This is a genomic window from Streptomyces sp. NPDC001204 (genome assembly GCF_053598035.1).
In genome coordinates this window covers 1-20,190 of the sequence record NZ_JBSFJL010000048.1, presented here as the reverse complement: position 1 = coordinate 20,190, position 20,190 = coordinate 1, and the positions used below count along the sequence as shown (strand labels likewise).

Below are 20,190 nucleotides of genomic sequence, written 5' to 3'. Positions count from 1 at the left end.
GAGGCATCGCCGGAATGTCTTCCGCACCATGGCGCCTTTGCGCCTAGCTGCGGCAGGCCGACCTGAGCGAGACTGCAAGACCGCAAAGTGGAAGGCGCCGCAAGGGCCTGGCTGATGGCTCGATTCTGGTGCCGGTGGGCAAGGCGATCCGGCATGGTGACGGGCTTGCCGGATTCACCCTGGCCGAAGGGCTGCGTACTCCCCCCACCGGGAGTGAGTACGCAGCCCGCGCGGTCGGCTCAGGGCTGCTCATCGAGGGAGGTATCAGCGGCCGAGGCAGCATCGCTGGCCATGTCACTCTTCAGCGCGGTGCGCCGGTACTGGGGATGATCGAGGTCCATCTGCTGCGCGGCATGCAGAGGGACGGGGTAGCGGGTGCGGTTGGCCCAGGCCAGGGGTTGGTGGCAGAGGCGTGCTGCGGCCAGCGCGAGGGGCTGCGGCTCGATCGTGGCCTCGCTCTGGCCGGCGCTGTTTCCGGCGCGAGCGGCGGTGATGATGGGGTAGATCTCGGTGGCAGTCATGCTGTACCAGTTCTGGCGGACTTCGTTCTTGCGGCGGTTCTCGGGGTCGCTGGAGCCATGGCTGGCGCTCCAGCGGGTGATGGCTTCGCCGAGGCGGCCGGCTCCGGAGCCGTCGAACTGGGGCGGGACGGTGGCCAGCAGCCAGGCGGGGGAGCCGAAGTCGGGCTCGACCTGGTAGAGCAGCTTGGTGACCTTGTTGGTGCGGGCCCCAGTGCCGTCGGCAGTTCGATGGCTGACCCGGATCGGGCGTGGCACCTCGTCCATGTCCTTGTTGATACGCACGACGGCCAGTGGACGTTCGCGGGTGTCGAGGGTGCTGGCGGGCAGCCAGGTGCTGTTGCGCGCGGGTGTTTGGCCCTGGCGGCGGTTGTGCAGTCCCAGCCACAGCCGGCGCGTTGCTACGCCATCGACGGTGACGGTGTAGGGAGCGCCGTCGAGATAGTCGGAGAGGTCGGCCAGGGCCTGGTCGACCTGCTGGGCCACCTTCTTGTGGCCGCGGTTGTCGTCGTCGAAGTCGGTCATCTTGCCGGTGGGGTAGGCGGCCGCGTGGAAGGCAGTCTGGGCCTGGTGGTAGGGCTCCCAGTGAGGATGGGTGTAGCTCCAGCCGTGCAGGGTCCAGGCCCCGCCGGGGGCGGCGGGGGGCTTCAGGACGCTGGCGGTGATGCAGATCTTGGCCGTGCGGTCCTTCCCCTGGCGGCTCTGGCGACGCACGTGGATGCCGCAGTGGGCGACCTGATCGGCCGGGTGGGGGCCGATGGCGTCGACCATGATCTGGTCGATGCGGCGGTCGATGATGCCCAGGCTGCGGCACAGGTCCAGCAGGGAGAGGACCACCTGGTGGTCGGTCTGTTTGGCGTTCGGCTTCTTCCGCTTGGCTTCCTTGCGGTCGGCGGTGAACTGCGAGACGAACCCGAGCCGGGCCAGGGTGCGCCGTGCCTGGTGCTTGGCGTCCTCGTCCTGTCCGTGGCCGGTCGCCGTGCCCGCACCGTCGGTCGGCGGAAAGACCACCTCTTCCCCTTCCTCCGCCGCGGCGTCGAACTCGGTCTCTGCCCACACACCGACAAGAGTGGCCGGTTCCTTCTTGAGTGACGGAATGTGGCTGACGGCGGCTTCCTGCCCGGCTGCGGGGCCGTGGACGAGGAAGTCGGGGACGCGGTGGAAGACGGCGCTGATGCGGCCGCCGTCCAGGGGCACAGGGACGCCCTCGGCCGGATCGACCTGGAGCGGATCGAGGCCGAAGACACCGGCCAGACCGTGGATCATGCGCTGGCGCATCTCGTCCCGGTACCACAGGCACACCAGGCGCAGGTGCTGGTAGCCCATGGCATCCAGCGAGCGGACGATGTCGCCGGGCTGTACGGACAGTTCGGCCTGAGGCAGTTGCTTGAAGCCACGGGCGCGGGAGTCCTGGACGATACTCAAAGCGGCCGGGGCCAGGACCTGGCCGATGTGGCGGTCGAGTTCGCGCAGGTGGTGCATGCCCACGCCGCGGCCGACGGGAAAGGAGAAGTTCTTGCCCTGGACGGGGCGGATGGGGCCGAGCCCGGTGGTGCCGGACTCCGTCTGTGCCATGGAGAAAGCCTCAAGGCCTTCCTCCTCTCCGGGCTCGGGCGCATCCGGGCTGCCGGCCTGCTGCCTGGCTTGCTGTTCTGCCTGCTGCTCGGCCTCGACACGCTGCTGGATGTTGTGCAGGACCGAGTGGTCCATGCCCAGGCGCGCCAGGGTCTGCAGGGACATGCGGTGGACGCGGCGGATACGGCCACGTCCGGCCATTTCGACTTCGATGATCGGCAAGGCGGTCTCGGCCTGTTCGGCCAGCACGGTGCGCGCGTAGGCCATCTTGCGGCTGATACGGGTGGCTTGAGAGGAGACCACGAGGATGGGGTCGGCGACATTGGGGAGGGTTTTCAGGGCCAACCGCACCCTGGCCAGCGCGTGCGCGGTGCCGGCTTTGTTGGACCAGGGCTGCTGCCAGGCGATCAGGCCGCCGCTGCTGTCCGGCCTCAGCGCGATGTCCTGGCCGTCCACATTCCATGTGTGCTGGGCGAGGCGGTGGGCCAGGTCCCAGGCGACGGTGCTGTAGACCCAGTTCGCCGCGTCGGGCTGCCGGCCGGCCGTGAGGCTGGCGTGCGGTCCGTCGGGGGTGGTGAGGTAGTCGGCCAGCAGCCGCTCCTGCTGAGCGGTTTCGGCGACGCGTTCGGCCAGAGGGGAGGGCTGGTTGAGGTCGATGTCGTCGAGGTTCCGGCCCAGGACGAGGCCGTGCAGGAGGGTGAATGCGTCGCGCAGGGTGTCCTCGTCGAGCGGGTGGCGGGTGGCCAGCAGGCCCTGCTTGGGGTCGAAGAAGACGTATCCGCCGGTTAAGCAGCGCAGGGCGTTGGTGAGCACCGAATGCGGAGCCTGGGCCTCCTCCCGTTTGACCATGTCCTTGTACTGGCGGTCCAACAGGGTCCACAGGGAGGTGACGCTGGTGGGAAACCGGCGCAGGTGGACGGTGGCCCCGTCCAGCAGGCCCGGGGTGCAGCGGTAGGCGAGCACATCCAGACAGGCTCGGGTGGTGGGCGCGGGCATCGGTAGGGTGGCCTTCCTTTCTGAGGTGAGTCGGACGGGCGAGGACGGGGTCAGATCTCTTCCGGGTCGATGCCGGCGTAGGCGAGGAACGCGGCGAGGGCTTCGCGGTAGATCGCGTTCATCTGCTGTCGTACGACGGGGGACCAGCGGCCGTGCATGCGGCGCAGGATGCCGGCGAGGTCGGACTGCCAGGAGTCCTCGTGGAAGGCGTAGTCGACGAGATGGAGGGTCATGTCGGTGCCGCCGCGGCGGGCGCGCCCGGCGAGCTGGATCATGTCGACGACCATGCCGGCGACGATCTCTTCCTGCAGGACGTGGGCGGTGCTGATGAATCCGGGCGCTGACCGCATGATCATGCCCATGCGGGCCCAGGCGGCGGCTCGGGCCTCTCTGAGGTCCGCGACCGGCGCGGTGGTGGGCAAGGAGGGCAGGGCGCTGATCCCGGCGGCGTTGACACTGGCGTACATCTCCGCTGGGTCACTCAGCAGGGCCAGCGGCCGCGTGCACAGGTAGACCGGCGTGATGGCCGACTTCGTGCCGATGACGATGTTCAGGCCACGCGCGATCCGAGCCATCGGCACGACGAGGATCTTCCCCTTGCGGGGGAAATCCTCGAACTCGTCCGGGGTCAGTTCGGTGATGCCGGGCGGCAGGGGCGGCAGTTTGGCCCGCCAGTGCTGGTCGGCGGGGACGGCCACGCACAGGCCGCCGGTGTACTGGCCTGCGGAGTGGATGCCGAGCGCGAGGTGGCGGCAGTGCTCGTAGGAGTTGACGACCACTGCCGCGTGCGCGCGGTCGGGATCGGCGCGCGCGATACGGGCAAGCTCTTTGTGGATCACCGTGTCGTAGAGGCGGTCGCCGAGTTTGATCAGTGCTTCGCGTTTGTGCTGCTGGGGGATACCGGAGATCTGGATGGCCCGGTGCGTGACCGAGTCGGTGATCATGTGCCGTTTGGCGCGGATGCTGTCGGGCGCGGCGTCGGTCATCCACCACTTCACTGCCGCGTGGACGTGCTCGCGCACGGCCTGCGGGAAGTAAGCGGTGGCCGACAGGCCCAGGACCGGCCGCTCCACGCCGGCGAGCGCGAGGGAGACGATGCTGCCCAGTTGGGAGGTGTAGGTGTGGGGGTCGCCGCTGATGCTCTGAGCGGTCAGTTCGGCGTTCTTGTCGGGGTTATCTAGGCCGGTGACCCGGTATCCGGTGATCGCCTTGCCGAGCATGCCGTAGGGCAGGATGTGAGCGGCTACCCCGGTCTCCAGGCGCTGGGCGAGTTTGCGGGCCGAGCGCATCCCCAGGGAGCGCAGCTGCCCGGTCTTGTTGCGCAGCAACGCGAGGGTGTCGTCGAGTTCGGCCAGCCACATCCGCACGATCAGCAGCTCGATGGCCTCGCTGCGGTCGTGAGGATCCTTGACCACATCGATCAGGGCCTCGTTCAGTTCGAGCTGGATAGAGGCCAGCAGGTCTTCCCCGCGCGGTGCCAGCAGGTCGCCCAGCAGCCGGCGCACCGCTGTCAGATGCGGCGGCAGATCAGGACCGTCCGCCACGTCACCGGTGTCGGCCCCGCCGCCCGCGGCGGTGGCGGTGGGCGGGGCGGGCCGCAGAGCGTTGAGCTCGTCGAACAAGCGGGTGGGAATCTCCTGCTCGCTGGTGATGCTCTCGTCGGGGAAGAGCAGCGTGATCAGGCGCCTGTCCCGGCTGCCGGCCAGGTGCCAGCCGGTGCTGTTGACGCCGGGCCGCTCGCGGGAGGGGCCGTGGCCCTCGTAGTGGCGCAGATGCAGTAGGTCCTGGCAGACGCTGGCCAGCAGGAATTCCGACAGGTAGCGGGCGTGGCTGATGGTCGGGCACAGCGTCTTGACCGCATCAGGAGGGAGTTTGGCCTTGTCCTCGTCCAGTTCCCGCAACGGCACAGTCTGCTGGCGCCGGGAGTCCAGGACGAGCTCGCTGGAGCACAGGTCCAGGGCGGTCGACTGGAACTGGTCGACCTCATCGATCATGACGGTGTGCGAGCGGCGCAGAACGAACTCGGCCACCGACACATCCGCCACGGCCCGTCCGTCCAGCCGGATACCGAGAGGGAAATGACCGGTCATGAAGTTGTGGTGGTTGGTCACCACCACCGAGGCGGTGCACGCCTGCCGGTGCTGGGCGTACTTGCCACAGGTGCCCGTCCACGGGCAGGCGGCGCGGTCGGTCGCCGGAGGCAGCGGCGATAGCCCGCGGCACGGCTCCTGCCCGGGCGGGTAGGGGTGACTGGACTGGATGTGATGGCTGAGCGCACAGCCGTAAGAAAGCTGGCCGAGCTTCCACAGCGTCTTGTCCGGCTGCTCAAGCAGGCTTCCCTCGATGCGGGCGGCGACCTTCATCGCCCGCTCGTGCAGCCGCGAGGGCGACATCAACGGCGTGCAGGTCTCCGTGCGGCCCAGCTGCTGAAGGTCCTGGCTGATGTCCCAGGCCGCGGACAGCGTGGCCTCCACCGTGGGCAGCACGAGGGTGACAGTCAGGCCGTTGACCGCATACCAGGAGGCGGCAACGCGCACCAGGACGCTCTTGCCGGTGCCGGTGGGCGCATTGAGGATGTCCATGGGCCCCGCGGCAAGCCGGATCAGTTCCTGCGCGGGCACCGCATCCATGGTCTGCAGCTGCCGAAACAGGTTTTCGAGGACCGCGTGCACGTACCGGCCCTCGGGCGGGTACCGTCCGTCGATCAGGCGGGCCAGCTCCAGCAGCTCCCCGGCGGGAAGAGCGACCTCCTTCTGGTAGGGCAGGGTGCGCACCTCGGGCAGATCCGCCAGATCCTCCTCGTCTTCGCCGCCGTCGGCGAAGACGGGGATGACGGCGCGCCCCTGGATGAGCCCGGAACCGGCCGCGTACTGCGTGCGCGGCAGCCAGATGCCCGGCCCGGCCGGGGCATCCGGCCTGCGGCGGGGATGATCGCGACGCAGCCGTTGAAGAATCCGGTCGACGTACTCCAGCAGATCCCCGCCCACCAGGGGAACGGCGGCCTCGGCACGTCCCACGGAGTCCGAGGGCCTGAAGGGCAGCGCGGCCGGCTCGCCGTGCGCGAAGTCCAGCAACTCCCGCGCGCGGGCGGCGAAGACGGTGACACCGGCCAGTTCCTGGGGAGCGAGCGCCACCACCGCGCCGATGCGCTGCTTTTCCTCGTGCGGCAGTTCCCGCCACAGCGCCCACTTGTCCAGCTGGCCGCTGAGCAGGAACGCGGCGTCCCGGAACGAGGCGACAGCCTTGTCTTCTCCCTCGCTCTCGCGAGAAAAGTAGTGGGCTGCCAGGGCCAGTGCCGCACCGACCGCCCCGGCCGTCTTGGACAGCCGCTTGGTCCTGATCACTGCCATGCCACCCCCGCCTTCTTACAGATCAGCCCACCGATGCCGCTCGCCGTCGCGGTCTTCAGCCCGAACTCGCCCGCCACCGTGCCCAGCAGCTCGAGGCTCGAGTCGCGGTAGTCGGGCACCACCAGCCACTCGGCGCCGCCCCTGTCTCCGCCGTCCGCCTGGATCTTCTTCGCCAGCAGCAGGGCCGAGGTGTAGTCTTTGACGTCGATCCGGAACTCTGAGCGGCCCGGCCCCTGGCCGACGGCGACATGCAGGTCGTAGGCATCCAGTTCCGGCCACAGCACCACCGAAAGGCCCCGCTCGCTGAGCGCGTCGAAGAGGGCGATCTCGACGAAGCCCGGCACCGTCGTCCAGCGCCACACGCCCCGGGTCAGTGCCTTGTGCCCCTCCACGGGCACCGGCTCGGGCACCTGCCCGGCGAGGTCGGGGAACAGCACCGCCTGCGCACCCGACGGCGAAGACGGACGGGAGAGGGGAAGCAGCACCGGAGGGCGTCCCGCATCGGGAAGTTTGAAAGAGTAGGCAGCTCCCCAGGCGGCATGCGGACGGTGGAAGCAGCGCACACTCCCCGTCCTGGTCCCGGCCCGCGTGCCGTGCACCGTGACCTTCATCGGCCAGTGGCAGACCGGGCAGGAAAACCACCACCGGTCCCACACCGCATCGAAGGAGATGGGCCGGTAGAACTCCGCGATGCTGCTGGGCAGATTCAGCCGCCGCAGCTGCGCATCGGAGCCGGCAGGCATGCGGATCAGGCTTGAACGCCCGTGCACGTAGGCGTCCTGGTCCATGCGCTTGCGCAGTGCGGTGAAGACCCGGTCCTGGTCCATCTCGGCTTCCAGATTCCGGGTACTGGCCGGCCGCCCGCCGTGCGTGGTCTTGGCCAGAGCCCGCAGGACCACCCGCTGCTCGATCTCCAGGTCGAAGAAGTCCTCGTCGAAGTCGCCGTCCGGGCCGATCAGACGGACCCCGTCCATCTCCTCCGCCGGCACGCTCTGCGGCAGCAGCCGGGCCAGGTTCCCCTGCAACAGTTCGTGGAACCGGCTGAAGGACAACGGTGATGCCGGGCCCCGGGCCGCCTGGACGCGCCCGTAGGCGTCCAGCAGCGTACCCAGCCGGCCCTCGGGAGGCTGTTCAGTGTCGGTGAGCGCCTTGGTCGCCATTGCTGCTGCCGCCATCACCATGTGACGCACGGCCGCATCAGAGAGTCCGGCTCCCGCCGGAGAGTTCGCTAAATCCACGGCACGCACCATAAAGGGCGGCACTGACAATCGGGCCCGTCCGCCCAATAATTCGCACATTGGTGCGAATTCAGTTGTCCGAAACGCTCTCCACAGCCCTATCGACGGCGATCTTCGGGTACAACTCCCCATAGGCCGCCGCATGGCTGCGGATGTGATCCATGCCGGCCGCAGTCACCACCCACCGGTACACCCGCGCTCGCTGCCCGTTGTCCTCTTCGGGAAGGCAGTCGATGAACCCGCGGCTCAGCGCCCCGCCTGGACGGTACCCGGTTCCGAGATAGAACTTGGCCCGCCCCCACAGGGCATCCTCTCCAAGCCCCGACTCGCCCGCTTCGGCCACCCTGACCAGCACGGTCCACAGCCATTCCGACAGCAGATCCCCCCACACACGCCCAGCAGGCCTTTCCCCCAGACCCGCCCGCGCACAGGCCCGGCCCGCACGAGTCATCTCCACCACGACCCGTGGCACGAACCCGAGCGGAAACACCTCCACCTCGTCCTCACGCACCCGCAGCAGATCCCGCCGCGCCAGTGCATGCAGCGTCGCCCCCGCACCTGCGTCATGCCAGCCTTCCGCCCGCAGCCGCTCCTGGATCCGGGTGTATCCGGTGAAGGCCGGATCCGCCTTCACCGTGAACGGCAGCACGCGCCACTGCGCCGCTCGCCCGGGATCACGCCCAGCGGACCGGCTGTCCCGGGCCCGACTCTCGGCGTCCTGGTCTTCCTGAAAACATGCGGCCAGATAGGCCCGCTGGCGCCGGGTAAGGCCCTCCCATGCGCCCGCGGCGGTATCAAGCCGTCCGCCCTGATGCGGCTTCGTCGCCTGCTGCGGACGCAGTAAGTGACCCTGCTCGGGAAACGCCCTGAACCAACTGCGTCGCACCGTACGCACAGAGGTGCGGTAGATCTTTGCCAGGGCCGGGATGACCTGCTCCAGCGCTTCAGACGACAGCCAGGCGGTCACAGGCCGCCCGGCCTCAAGGGCCTGCAGTTTCCACTCCGTCACCCGGCCCAGTTCCGCGGGCAGGTGTTCAGCCAGGAGCGGGACCACCTCTATACGGTCCAGCCCAGCGAAACGCCGCAGATCGGCCAGGGTCTCCTCACCTGCCGGCACTCCGGCCAATTCCTGCGCCGTGGTCTTCAGCGCCCGGGCCAGAAGCTGCAGCCGGTGAGGGGAGGGCGAGTGGCTGCCTTGTTCGTAGTGCGTGATCTGCCGGGCCGACACGCCCACCACGGCAGCCAGCTGCGCCTGTGTCAGGCCAGCCTGCTTCCGCAGGAAAGTAAACGAACCCGGGGCAAAGGGCTCGGTCCGACGAGACATGGCTCCATTATAGACTTCACGAAGTCTATAATGGAGCCATGTTGGCCCCCGCGGCCGGCCGCCCGGTGTGGGCCGGAATGAAAACCCACGGGTCGTGTTAAACGGCCGTGCCCCAGCTCGTCACCTCGCCCACCCGCCGACCGTCCGGCAGATCACCGGTGCTGGCGACCCCCTGACCGGCACCTACCTCGCCCACCCTCAGCGTCGAGATCCGCGACTTCCGTCGGGACCTGCGCACGTGCACCAGCGACGCCCTGGCCACCGACCCTGACGACGGTTAAGCAACTCCTCGACCGCTTCAAAGGACGCCCCAAGTACGTCCGCCACGACGCCGTCTGGACCGCCCGAGTCACCGACGTCCGCCGCTGGTTCGTTCTTAACGCCAGCGAGGTCAATCGCGTGGACAGCACAGAACACGAGGTCCACTCCTACTTTGGCGGCAAATCAGTGGATAGGGCAGCCCAGTTGTTAGGGGCGCTCCGAACGGGTGGGATTGGCGGTTCGCATGGCGAGTTGTGTGGCGGCTTCCCTAGGCTGCTGGCGGCATGAGGGGCGGCGGCTGGCGACCGCTCCGCGGCGATGGGTGCAGCAGTTGGACCGCTACAGCATTTCCGGCAAGTTGGTGCGGGACCGGATTCCGCAGATTATCCGCGAAGGCGGGGCCGAGCCGGTCATCTACACCGCGGGCCCAGAGGAATACCACGGGAGGCTGAGAGAAAAGCTCGGTGAGGAAGTCGCCGAGTTCCTCGCGGCGGATGCAGCCGCGGCGCCCGAGGAACTCGCGGACCTGCTGGAGGTCGTACGCGCGCTGGCCGCAGACTTGGGGGTCGACGCAGATCAGCTGGAGAAAATCCGCGAGGCCAAAGCGCGGGAGCGGGGCGGTTTCGCCGAACGGATCGTCTGGACCGGCAACCGCTGACCGCGGCCGCCATTCGCTACACGCCGTCGTGCGCAACGCCATACGCGGATGGGCACGTCCACGGGTACGTCTCTCACGCCTGGGGCTTGGTCAGAACGGCATGGCAGACCCCGGGCAGCGGCAGCACGGGAGCGTCGGCAGCAGGGACGAGTCCGGCCCGTCGGGCAAGGGCGGTGATCTCGTCCGGGTCGATACCACGCTGGAAGGTTCCCTTGCTCTGGCTGGACCAGAAGCCGTCGTGGTGTGCCATCCAGCTGCCGTCCGCAGCAGCCTTGGTGATCTCTTCGGGGGAGCGGGTGACGACCACGACATGCCCGCCGGGCCGGGCGAAGGTGGACGCGTCCTTGAGGGCCTGGATCCGCTGCCAGGGGTCGGACAGCACGTTGAGGACGAACATGGAGGTGACCAGGTCGAACCCGGTCCGCCGCGGGCGGGGCCAGCCGAAATCGTCGTGGGGGTCGAAGCCTTCGGCGTCCAGGCCCGCCGAGCGGTAGTGGGCAACGTCCACACCGCGGCCGCAGCCGTGGTCCAGGACACTTTTGACGCCGAGGGGGCCGGTCAGGTACTCGGTCACGGCCCGGGAGGCCGGAGAAGGGGCCTGGCGGCTCATCGCGGTCTTGTGCGGCTGAAAGTTCCTCCCCGCGGGGGTGGTGGCGGGGTGGTCGCCGGTGAGCTCGCTCAACGCGAAGAGCACGTCATTCGGCTCGGCCGCCTGGAGGGTGACGGGCAGGTCGATCAGCAGCGCGGAGTGGTCGGTGAACGCTTTGGGGCCGCTGCGCACCGCCGCGTCGACGGTGACAGTGGTGGTCGCCGTCAGGTGGTCGCTGAGCAGGCCGAGATCGCAGCGGAAGCGGCTGGGTTTGCCCGACAAGATGCGCTCGAAGGTGAAAACGGGCTCCGGGCCGGCGGCGGTGTCGACCAGGCTGGCCTCCCGCATCAGCCGGCGCAGTGTCTCGCGTTCGACGTCGGTGGTGAAGGTGCTGGTCTCCTGGCCGAATAGGCCGTCCTCGGGGCGGGGGGCGAGGTTGAAGTCCCCGCAGATCAGTAGCGGGCGGTCGTCCTCGGCGGCAGCCATCGCGGCCAGTTCGCCCAGTTGGGCGGCCCGGGAGGAGCTGGCATAGGCGTCGAGATGCACCTGTACGACGACCAGCCACTCCAGTTCGATCCGCTGGGCCCACGTCCTGGGCGAGGACACGGCCGGAGGGGCGAGGTCCTCGCTGATCCAGGCGGCCAGGTGTCCGTCTCCGCCGGCGAAGGTGAAGCCGCCGAGTGCGGGCGGTGTCCGGTCGGCGGGCTTGAAGGGCTCTTGGGCGAGCACGGCCTTGACTCCGTGCTCGCGCAGCCATGCGGCGAGGTTTGAGCGGGCGCCGGCGGTGCCGAGACGCTTGTTGAGGTTGACCGAGGCCAGCAGCACGGGAGGGGGTCCTTAGGGTCACAGGGGCAGGGGCTTGCCGGAGGCGGCCTCCTCGCGGAAGGCGTCCCACAGGATGTTCAGCGGGTGGGAGACGTCGTAGGTCTCACGTTCGCCCTTGCGGGCGAAGACTCCGGAGATCAGCTGGAGCATGGGGGCGAAGTCGTCGGCGAAGTCGATGAGCCGGAACTCTTCGCTGGTGGGCAGGCGCCCGTCGACGGCGGCCTGGCCGATGGAGCGGGCACACAGCATGCACCCGTAGGTCATGCGGGACCGCAGCAGGGCAAGTCCGTAATAGATGTCGTCGATCTCGGCAGCGATCTGTAGCTGCGAGCGGAAGTCCGGGCCGTACCAGCGCTCGACGAAGTCGGTTATCACCCCGCGGGAGGGGATGACCAGCGGCAGAGTCCGCAGCCGGTCGACGCCGACGGTCTTGGCGGCGAGCTCGCGCACCGGCAGGTTGGTCAACAGGGCCAGGCCCTCGCGATGCCATTCGAGGAAGTCGTAGTCGGGAGCGACCCGATCGGCGGCGGCCTCGGCCGCAAGCCCCCCGCACAGCAGGTCGACCTGGTTGGAGTCAAGGCGTTGCCAGAAGTCACGCGTCCGCACATGCACGACTTTCAACTCGACCTCCCTCTCCAGCAGCTGCGGAGCCACCCTCTCCCAGACCCGGCCCAGAAAACCGAGGGTGAACTCGGTCGTCCCCACCGTCAGTGTCGAGCCGAGCCGGCGGCGTGAGTCGGCGATGCCCTGCAGCCAGTCGGCGAAGGTCGCCCGGGCCCGCTCGACGACCTCCAGCCCGGTCGGGGTGAACAGGAAGTCCTTGCCCCGTCCCTGCTTGACTACCAGCAATTCACCGGTGAGAGCCTGGAAATTCCGGTTGAGGATGTCGAGCTGCTTCTGGACGCTGGACTGCTCACGCCCGAGCACCTTCGCCGCGGCCAGCGCGGTCCCGGCCTCGCGGACGACAATGAGCGTCCTCATCTGATCCCAAGTGAGATCCAACAAGTCAGGGGAACATGACAGCAGATCCCCGCGGAACCCCTCCGGGCCCGGCATCTTCAACGGCCCGGACGGCAACGTCGGCACCACGAGATCCCCCTTCCTGACACGGCCTCAACCAGCTTGCACTGGCCGAACGGCCAGCAGAACTGAACTTCTCCGCATTTCACCCCGAGAAAACCTTTAAATGTCCAATCGGACATATGGATATCTCGGACTATCCAGGAGAACATTTCCACAGCCGCCTTCGATCCGAAAGCGCCATTCGGTACTGCCCCGCGTCCCGGAGGTGAGTCATGCTCTCAGCCGAGTCGATCACCCGGCTGATCAATCAGGGCGCCATGGAGTGGCCAGGCCAACTCCGCGGCGATGCACTGCTGTTAAGACTCGGCAAGCCACTGCAGCCGCTCGCGGCGACGAGCACACTGGTGATCGATCTCGCCGACCAGGCCAGCATCGACGGCCTCTACGGCGAGCCGATCACGAACTGGGAGAACTACGAGCTGACCCCCGGCCAGATGCTGCTGGGAGCGGTCGAGGAACCGCTGCGGCTGGGGGCCGGACTCATGGGAATGATCGGCGGACTGAGCCACCTGGCCCGCCTCGGCCTGGCCGTCCACGTCACCAGCCCGTTCGTCCTGCCCGGCTGGAACGGCCACTTGACGCTGGAACTCGTCAACACCGGCCCCGCCGTCCTGCGGCTCCACCACGGTATGCCGCTGGCCCGCCTACTCGTCTTCGCCCTGGACGGGCCTCACAGCGACGACGCCGCGCCCCACCCCTTCTACGGCCGTGAGGCCGACCTGAAGAGCCGATACGCCGACGAGTTCCCCGTCGGCCCGATCCGGAGGTGACCCATGGACTGCCAGTTCTGCACCGAGTTCACCCAACGCGACAGCACGACCCGGATCATCACCGAGACCGGCGCCGGCTGGGTGCTGCTGCCCACCATCGGCGCTCTCACCCCCGGCTACTGCCTGTTCATGCCGCTTGAGCACCTGGACGCCGCCGCCGACCTCACCTCCGCCCGCCTGGAGCAGGTCGCCGCGGAGACGGAACGGATGCGCACACTGATCCAGGCCCGCTACGGGCCGGCCATCCTGGCCGAGCACGGCCCGCGCGACTGCGAACTCGGAGCCTCCTGCTGCAGCCACTGCCACCTGCACCTGATCCCCGTCCCCGACCCGGACGCGGTCACCGCCGCCTACAACAAGACCGGCGGCCCCGGCCGGAGGCTTGCCTCCATGGCGGACCTTCCGACCGCCGCAGACAGCTCCTACCTCTACCTCTCGCCCAGGCCCGGCGAGCACTACTACTGGCCCTCGGTCGGCTTCGCCCGCCAGTTCGTCCGCCGTGTCTGCGCAGATCAGCTCGGCATCGGCGACCTCTTCGACTGGCGCGACCACCCCTTCACCACCCACCATGAGCGCACGTTCGCCGAGCTGTCCGCCGACCTGCACCGCGCAGACGCGGCCTGACAGGGGGAACGGCACGATGGCGACATCCCTGCCCCGCCCGTTACACGCACTCGCCGCGACCGAGCTGACCGCGGCGGCCAAAGACCGGCGATGGCCGAAGTGGCAGACCATGGCCCTGCTGCACTCACTGGACCTGCCCGTCCTCAATGCCTGCCTCATCGACCCCGCCCACAACGCGACTGTGGTCCGCACCGCCGCACAGGAGCTCGCCGCCGCAACCGGCACGAAGACGCTGATGATCCGCTCCGACGGCGGCGTGGAGAAGCAGCAGTACTACCGGGGCGGCAACACCTTCCCCATCGGGGAGATCCCGCGCCGAGCAGCCGGGCTGCTCGCCGACGGACGGGCCGTGATCCTCGCCGAGCCCACCAACCGCTTCACCAACCGACTCACCGTCCTCATCCGCATGGACCGGCCCGAGCCCGGGCGGCCGGGCTCCTTCACCCTGGAAGCCCTCGGACCCGGATACGACGTCGCGGACCTGACCCGCGGCCAGATCCCCCCGCAGGTCTCCGCCCACCTCGACGACGTCGACTGGGACCAATACCAGCCGCCCCGCTGGAACGAGTGGAAGCTCACCGGCGACCGCTGCCCCGGCGGCGAGGACGCCCGCCGCCAACGCCGCCTTCAGCGGTTGGCCACTCAGACCCTCACCGACAGCGGCCACATGAACGGCACGGTCGGTGCCGAACACGCCGAGGCGTGGCTGCGCGAGCGCGGCTTCCTGCACCTGTTCGGCCCGCAGCCGACCCGCGAGGCCCTGGCCAAGCGCGTCCGCCGGCTCTTCGAGGACGCCTTCCTCCTCGCCCTCGCCCAACCGAACCGAAACTGGCACTGCTTGGCCACCGCGTTCTCCGTCGTCGACGAACCCCGCACCATTTACTGGGACCTGGTCGACGGCGAACGTAAATACGCCGCGACGGCACTGACCGCTGCCAAAGACGAGGAGCGGGCCGCGTGACCACCGAACCGATCTACCTCGACCACCAGGCCACCACACCCATGGACAAGCGCGTCCTGGAAGCGATGCTGCCGTTCCTCACCCATGAGTACGGCAACCCCTCCAGCCCGCACGCCTACGGACGTACCGCCGCGCAGGCCGTACGAGCCGCCCGCCAGCAGATCGCCGAGCTGGCTGGCACCAAGAACGAGATGGAGATCATTTTCACCTCCGGTGCCACCGAGGCCAACCACCTCGCGATCGTCGGCGCCGCCCTGGCCGCCCGTCCGTACGGCGGGCACATCGTCACCACCGCCATCGAGCACAAGGCCGTCCTCGCCGCCTGCCAGCGGCTCGTCGACCACCACGGCTACACGCTCACCCGCGTCGGCGTCGACCACCACGGCCGCGTCCACCCCGCCGACATCGCCGCGGTCCTCACCCCGAACACCGTGCTGGTCTCGGTGATGCACGCCAACAACGAGATCGGCACCATCCAACGGCTCGCAGCCATCGCCGAGATCACCACCCCCCAGGGCATCGTCCTGCACACCGACGCCGCCCAGAGCGCCGGCTGCGGCCTGCTGGACGTCACCGAACTCGGCGTCGACCTCGCTTCCCTGTCCGCTCACAAACTCCACGGCCCCAAGGGCATCGGCGCCCTCTACATCCGCGGCGGCCAGCGCATCACCGCCCAGCAGACCGGCGGCGGACAAGAACGCGGACTGCGCGCCGGCACCCTCAACGTCCCCGCCATCGTCGGCTTCGGCGCCGCCGCCCATCTCATCACCGCCGATGCCGTCCCGCCCCTGCCACGCATCCGGGCCCTGCGTGACCGGCTCCAAGAGCGCCTCCTGGCCGCAGTTCCCGGAGCCACCGTCAACGGCCACCCGAACCGGCGACTGCCCGGGAACCTCAGCCTGACCCTTCCCGGCATCGAGGCCATAGACCTCCTCGACCACGTCCCCGGCATCGCCGCCTCCACCGGCTCGGCCTGCAACACCGGAAGCGGCGAGCCCTCCCATGTCCTCGCCGCGATCGGCCTCACCCGCGAGCAGGCCCGCGCAACCCTCCGACTCAGCCTCGGACGCACCACCACCGACAACGACATCGACCAGGCTGCCGCACTCATCACGCACGCCGCACACGCCCTGGCACCGACGCCCGCCAGCACAGCCTGACCTGCCCGAACCGCTGACCTCGATCGTCGTATAGCCCGAGCTAGGACCTACCCGGACGCTCCGCATCACAGGCCGCGCCCAACTTTGCCGACGAAAACAGCAACAGAATGGTCGCCTGGAGGCTGAACGAGTTACCACGAGGCAGCGGAAGTCCCCTCAGCCGTCAGCCCGTTTGCCAGCATTGCCCGCCACTGCCGGTCGGGATCGTCGTCCCTGCGCCGTGCGGCCAACTCCTCCAGTGCCTGCCGGTCGCCCGCGTCGGCGGCCATCCGAGCGAAGCGTTCGGCCTGCACGAACTCACCCGCCACCTCGAGGTGTTCTGCGAGCGCGCCAGGCGCCCACACCAGGCCCCCGTCATAGGCACACCGCAACAACGGCATGACCTGCTCCCCGGCACGACATTCCGCCAGGCGGCGCAGTATCCAGGACCGCTGGGTAATCGGAGCCTGCCAGGCCAGCCGCTCGGCCGCCTCCAGTCGGCCACTCTGCTCACGGTCCCGGACTAGCTCCCACAAAGGCGTCATGCAGCCGCGGGCTGCAGCGTGCAGCGCCCACTGCTCGGCCTCATGGACCAAACCCGCCTGCTCAGCCCGATCCATCAGCACCCGGACGGCCTGGCGCACCCGGGCGGCCGCAGCACGCTCCAACAGCGCGCGGCAGACTTCATCCGGAACCCGCTCGTCGAGCACAGCACGATGGGCCTGCACCCACAGCGCCCAGGGGTTGGCCCGCGACACCTCTCTCCGCAGCAGCAATTCCGCCTCCCGGGCCTGCCCACGCCCGCGCAGACGGCGCAACAACTGCTCCAACGCCCAGGGATTTCCAGCCTCCGCGACCTCCCCAAGCGCGCCGTCGCCCGCTGCTGCGCCTTGCGTACCGTCCAGCAGAGCCACCAACTGGCGCAGCGCCCACGTCTCCCCGGGCGGCATGGGCAGCACGGCCGGGTCAAGGTAATCGAGAAGAGACCGTGGACCCGCCTCGAAGTCGATGAGCTCCACACCGGCGTCCCGCTGCCGACGGCGGCGTTCGAAGATGGTGATCGCATCCCAGTACAGACCCGCAGCCTCCGCGCTGCGCCCGCCAGCCTCGGCCTGCTCGGCGAGATCCTTCAACGGCGCGCCTTCGCCCGGGGCGAAGACCTCCCAGGCGGCCTGCCCCACCCCGGCCGCCGACCCGGACACAGCCGCCAAGGTGGCCAGCTTGCCCAGCGCACGGCAATCACCCGCCGCCTGCAACGCCGCCCGTGCACCGTCCAGGTCGCCCCGCTCGCGGAGGTCGTCCGCATAGGCGCGCAGGATGTCCGGATCACTGCACCGGGCAACCTCGGCATACCAGCGGGCCGCCTCCTCGGTCTCACCCTCCAGCATCAGGGCACGGGCCAGATGGAGCTGGGCAGTGGCATTGCCACGGTCAGCGGCACCCCGCACCAGATCCTCGGCCTGCTGGTGGAGCTCCTGTTCGAGCAGTTCCACCAGCAGCTCTTCCAGCACATCACCGTCACCAGCGAACGCGGCCTGCTCCTGCACACGGTGGGCTTCATCGGCCCGCTGACGCTCCTGCCACAGCCAGACCAGATACTGCCCCGCCTGCAGGTCACCCAGATCCAGCGCCCGCTGATACAGGACGGCGGCTTCGGCATCACGCCAGCGTGCCTCCGCCGCCCGCCCCAGCGCCCGCACGAGGTGGGGCTCGGGAAGATGGTCGCGCGCCGCGCGCCAGAACGAGGCCGGGGGAGCGGAAAACCGCCGCTCGGTGCGGCCGATGTGATCCATGTAGTCGGACAGCCGCCACCCGCCCCGACTTGTTGTCGGGCGAGCCCGCACCTGGCTGAGCAGGCCCCGCACCCCCTTGCTCGGCTGCTGCGTGTAAGCGAGAGCGTCCTCAAGCCAGTCCTCGCCCAGCGCGTCGTAGTCGTCGTCGCTGAGATAGCTCTCGGCAGCAGCCTCAAGAAACTCCCGCCCCACCAGTGCCACCCCGCCCAGCCTGCTTGCGTCCATGGCGACAGCGATCACCGCACGGGCCGCGGCCGGGGCCGTCCGGTAGCGCTCCAGCAGAGCCGGAGCCCCGGCCACGTACTGGGTGATCCGCCCGCCCGCAGCATGGGCCAGGGCGTCGGCCAGCCGAGGATCGTGGCCGCCCACCATCCGCGCATCCTCCAGCTCCTGCGCCTCGAACGCGGCCGGTACGTGCACAGCCTTGCCCTCGAGCAACGCCCGCGCCTGCGCATACGGATCGGGCCTTCCCGGGAGAGGCGTAGCGGTCAGGGTGTTCCAGAACTCCGGCCAGACGGTTCCCAGAATGAGCACCGGATGGCTTGTGCTGTCCTGTAGCAGCCCCCGCAGACCAGCCGCGATCCGCTCGGCGCACGCGCCGGCCTGCTCGCCGACATACCTCTGCAGTTCGTTGAGCCAGATCACGGTGCTCGGCGCAATGCCCTCCTGCAACGCGCTCGCCAGAGCCTGGGCCGGCGACGGATCAAGCGGATGCCACAGCCGCCACCCGGCCGGCAGCTCGCCTACCGCCTCCCAGCACGCCCGTGTTTTGCCCGAGGACGACTCACCGACCAGCACCACCATCCGGCTCGTACCGCCAGCGGCCTGTCCCACCACCGAACGCAGAACCTCATCATGGGCGCGCCGCACATACAGTGGCAACGCACCCGGCACCGACGCCGCCACGTCGACGGGCCGGTGCACCTCCCACTCGCCGAACGCCTCCTCGGGCTGGAGCTCGGCCACGAACCGGCCGCGGACGGGCACCTGCAAGACGGGCCTGTTGTCTGGGGCCGGGCGGGCAGGTCGACCGCCGCGCCGCTGCAGACGTTCCTCAAGGGCCCCCTCCCACAGCCTCGACCACCCGGCGGGCGCACCCGCCCGGCCCGCCTGACGGGCCCGCTGGACGAGGTGGAGGACCAGGAACTGCACTGCCTGCTGCTGCAATGGCACGGACCGGCCCCCCAGCCATTCACTCAGAGAGGACTTACTTAGGTCCACCGGAGGCTGCTGCCGCTGGCCCTGATGCACCATTGCCGCCAACGTGGGCGAACCCGCCCTCTCATACAGACCTTTCAGCATGGCCGCGAAAGCCCGTACAGCCGTGCCCTGTTCCACCGCATCCCTTTCTGCACCGTCCGCCCACCCCTGCGCCGGAAAATCCATCTGACGGGCCCTGGCCAGCGTAGACGCCTCCCCGCCGCCGTCTAGGACATCGCCGGAAACCTGCCGAACGGGCCTCAATAAGGAGGCCAAAGGGCCGCTACACCGGCGAACCCACCCAAGGAGGCCACGCCCATGTCCCATCACCTGCTCGACCTGCTCAACAGCCCTTTCATCACAACCCTGTTGGCCACCCGCTCTGTTACCGTCGCTGGACTCGCCCTGACCGCCGTATGCGCTCCCACGGCCCGCCGCCGTCAGGCGGCTCTCACCGTGCTGGCCGTGTTGCTCGGTCGCCCGCCACGCCCGCGCGTCTGAGCAAGGCCCCGCTGGCCCGTGGCCGGGCCCACCCGGCCAGGCTGACGGAGTGTGATTTCCCCGCCGAGTGGGACTGGTGAGCCACGGCCTTACCGGACATCCACCTTCACCTGGGCGTCGCGCCCCTCTTGTCGCAGCGCTCCTGCCTGAAACAAGCCAGCGACTCGGTGGCACCTCCGAACCGCCCCAGGAACCGGCAGAACTGGCCAGAGCACCACTGCCGCGCGCCGCGCCAGTTGGCAACCGGGCCCCTCGCCTCCAAGCTGCCAGCAGGCAGGCGAGCAGCCCACAAAACACTCACGAGCGACAACCACCCAAGCCTCTAACGCCGCCAGGCGTCATCCCAACCTCAAAGAGGCAGGGAGCCCAACGCATGCCACATCAAAGGAAACTGGCACTCACTCAGTCCGGCGACAGCCGGACACCACTCACTCAAGCTCCCCGGCAGGGGAGCGTCGGCAACTCAAATATCTGTGCAACCACCCAGTTTTGACATCACCGGCGCCGACAGGCGCCGGCATCACACCACCCTTTCCCTCCCCGTCAGGGGAGGGGCTTCACCTTTCCCCGGTCCTGCCGCAAGGCAGGACGGCATCCCCACTTGTCGAGCGGGCCGTCAGGCCCGCCAACCAACACCCATAGAAACCAACCAAGTTGGCCCGCCAGGGCCAACCCCGCACCTGTGACACACAGTCGTGCCGCCAGGCACGACGACAGTGCTAACGGGCCGTCAGGCCCGTAGTTGGCCGTCAGGCCAACTGAAGAGCCTTCAGGCTCTCCGCCCC

At 69.0% G+C, this 20,190-nt stretch carries 13 protein-coding genes; 6 read left to right on the top strand and 7 right to left on the bottom strand.

Features of this window, described 5'->3' with window-relative positions:
• Nucleotides 1-239 precede the first annotated feature (239 nt).
• Genes ACWC91_RS38650 through ACWC91_RS38635 form a run of 4 tightly spaced genes read right to left on the bottom strand, consistent with a single transcriptional unit; the run spans nucleotide 240 to nucleotide 9,001 of the window.
• Nucleotides 240-3,089: an RNaseH domain-containing protein gene (locus tag ACWC91_RS38650; protein WP_450641459.1), complete on the bottom strand. Its 2,850-nt coding sequence runs from the start codon at nucleotides 3,087-3,089 to the stop codon at nucleotides 240-242.
• A gap of 50 nt (nucleotides 3,090-3,139) precedes the next feature.
• Nucleotides 3,140-6,439, bottom strand: coding sequence for a hypothetical protein (locus tag ACWC91_RS38645; RefSeq protein ID WP_281156938.1), 3,300 nt, complete (start codon nucleotides 6,437-6,439; stop codon nucleotides 3,140-3,142).
• Nucleotides 6,430-7,725 (bottom strand): restriction endonuclease-related protein, encoded by a 1,296-nt coding sequence (locus tag ACWC91_RS38640; RefSeq protein WP_450641460.1) that lies wholly within the window; start codon nucleotides 7,723-7,725, stop codon nucleotides 6,430-6,432. The genes ACWC91_RS38645 and ACWC91_RS38640 overlap by 10 nt, the downstream gene beginning before the upstream one ends.
• Before the next feature lie 22 nt (nucleotides 7,726-7,747).
• A complete protein-coding gene (locus ACWC91_RS38635; protein WP_281156936.1) occupies nucleotides 7,748-9,001 on the bottom strand; it encodes a helix-turn-helix domain-containing protein in 1,254 nt (417 codons plus the stop codon).
• Nucleotides 9,002-9,593: 592 nt separating this feature from the next.
• Here ACWC91_RS38635 and ACWC91_RS38630 point away from each other — a divergent pair.
• Nucleotides 9,594-9,920 (top strand): nucleoside triphosphate pyrophosphohydrolase, encoded by a 327-nt coding sequence (locus ACWC91_RS38630; protein ID WP_450726252.1) that lies wholly within the window; start codon nucleotides 9,594-9,596, stop codon nucleotides 9,918-9,920.
• Between the two features lie 73 nt (nucleotides 9,921-9,993).
• On the opposite strand, the gene ACWC91_RS38625 is transcribed toward ACWC91_RS38630, so the two are convergent.
• Both ACWC91_RS38625 and ACWC91_RS38620 read right to left on the bottom strand, forming a co-directional pair.
• Nucleotides 9,994-11,334 carry an endonuclease/exonuclease/phosphatase family protein gene (locus tag ACWC91_RS38625; protein ID WP_281156934.1) on the bottom strand — a complete coding sequence of 447 codons (1,341 nt, stop codon included), beginning with the start codon at nucleotides 11,332-11,334 and terminating at the stop codon, nucleotides 9,994-9,996.
• A gap of 18 nt (nucleotides 11,335-11,352) precedes the next feature.
• On the bottom strand, nucleotides 11,353-12,315 hold the full coding sequence (locus ACWC91_RS38620) for a LysR family transcriptional regulator (protein ID WP_281156933.1): 963 nt from the start codon (nucleotides 12,313-12,315) through the stop codon (nucleotides 11,353-11,355).
• A 314-nt stretch (nucleotides 12,316-12,629) separates the two neighbouring features.
• Here ACWC91_RS38620 and ACWC91_RS38615 point away from each other — a divergent pair, with 314 nt between their 5' ends.
• From ACWC91_RS38615 to ACWC91_RS38600, 4 genes are read left to right on the top strand one after another with little or no spacing between them, the layout of a single operon-like run.
• Entirely contained in the window at nucleotides 12,630-13,187 is a 558-nt protein-coding gene (locus ACWC91_RS38615) for a dCTP deaminase (RefSeq protein ID WP_281156932.1), read from the top strand.
• A gap of 3 nt (nucleotides 13,188-13,190) precedes the next feature.
• On the top strand, nucleotides 13,191-13,811 hold the full coding sequence (locus ACWC91_RS38610) for a hypothetical protein (RefSeq protein WP_281156931.1): 621 nt from the start codon (nucleotides 13,191-13,193) through the stop codon (nucleotides 13,809-13,811).
• 16 nt (nucleotides 13,812-13,827) lie between these two features.
• Complete coding sequence (locus ACWC91_RS38605; RefSeq protein WP_450641463.1) at nucleotides 13,828-14,772, top strand: hypothetical protein; 945 nt, start codon at nucleotides 13,828-13,830, stop codon at nucleotides 14,770-14,772.
• Nucleotides 14,769-15,932 (top strand): cysteine desulfurase family protein, encoded by a 1,164-nt coding sequence (locus ACWC91_RS38600; protein WP_450641465.1) that lies wholly within the window; start codon nucleotides 14,769-14,771, stop codon nucleotides 15,930-15,932. Before ACWC91_RS38605 ends, ACWC91_RS38600 begins: the two co-directional genes overlap by 4 nt.
• Nucleotides 15,933-16,063: 131 nt before the next feature.
• On the opposite strand, the gene ACWC91_RS38595 is transcribed toward ACWC91_RS38600, so the two are convergent.
• Nucleotides 16,064-18,697, bottom strand: coding sequence for a hypothetical protein (locus ACWC91_RS38595; protein ID WP_450641467.1), 2,634 nt, complete (start codon nucleotides 18,695-18,697; stop codon nucleotides 16,064-16,066).
• A 525-nt stretch (nucleotides 18,698-19,222) separates the two neighbouring features.
• On the opposite strand from ACWC91_RS38595, the gene ACWC91_RS38590 reads away from it, so the two are divergent.
• Entirely contained in the window at nucleotides 19,223-19,405 is a 183-nt protein-coding gene (locus ACWC91_RS38590) for a hypothetical protein (protein ID WP_281156925.1), read from the top strand.
• Nucleotides 19,406-20,190 lie beyond the last annotated feature (785 nt).

Excerpts from the sequence above, each read along its gene's own strand:
- ACWC91_RS38635 (WP_281156936.1), bottom strand. The coding sequence starts at position 9,001 with ATGTCTCGTCGGACCGAGCCCTTTGCCCCGGGTTCGTTTACTTTCCTG.
- ACWC91_RS38650 (WP_450641459.1), bottom strand. The coding sequence starts at position 3,089 with ATGCCCGCGCCCACCACCCGAGCCTGTCTGGATGTGCTCGCCTACCGC.
- ACWC91_RS38590 (WP_281156925.1), top strand. The coding sequence starts at position 19,223 with ATGTCCCATCACCTGCTCGACCTGCTCAACAGCCCTTTCATCACAACC.
- ACWC91_RS38615 (WP_281156932.1), top strand. The coding sequence starts at position 12,630 with ATGCTCTCAGCCGAGTCGATCACCCGGCTGATCAATCAGGGCGCCATG.
- ACWC91_RS38645 (WP_281156938.1), bottom strand. The coding sequence starts at position 6,439 with ATGGCAGTGATCAGGACCAAGCGGCTGTCCAAGACGGCCGGGGCGGTC.
- ACWC91_RS38620 (WP_281156933.1), bottom strand. The coding sequence starts at position 12,315 with ATGAGGACGCTCATTGTCGTCCGCGAGGCCGGGACCGCGCTGGCCGCG.
- ACWC91_RS38610 (WP_281156931.1), top strand. The coding sequence starts at position 13,191 with ATGGACTGCCAGTTCTGCACCGAGTTCACCCAACGCGACAGCACGACC.
- ACWC91_RS38605 (WP_450641463.1), top strand. The coding sequence starts at position 13,828 with ATGGCGACATCCCTGCCCCGCCCGTTACACGCACTCGCCGCGACCGAG.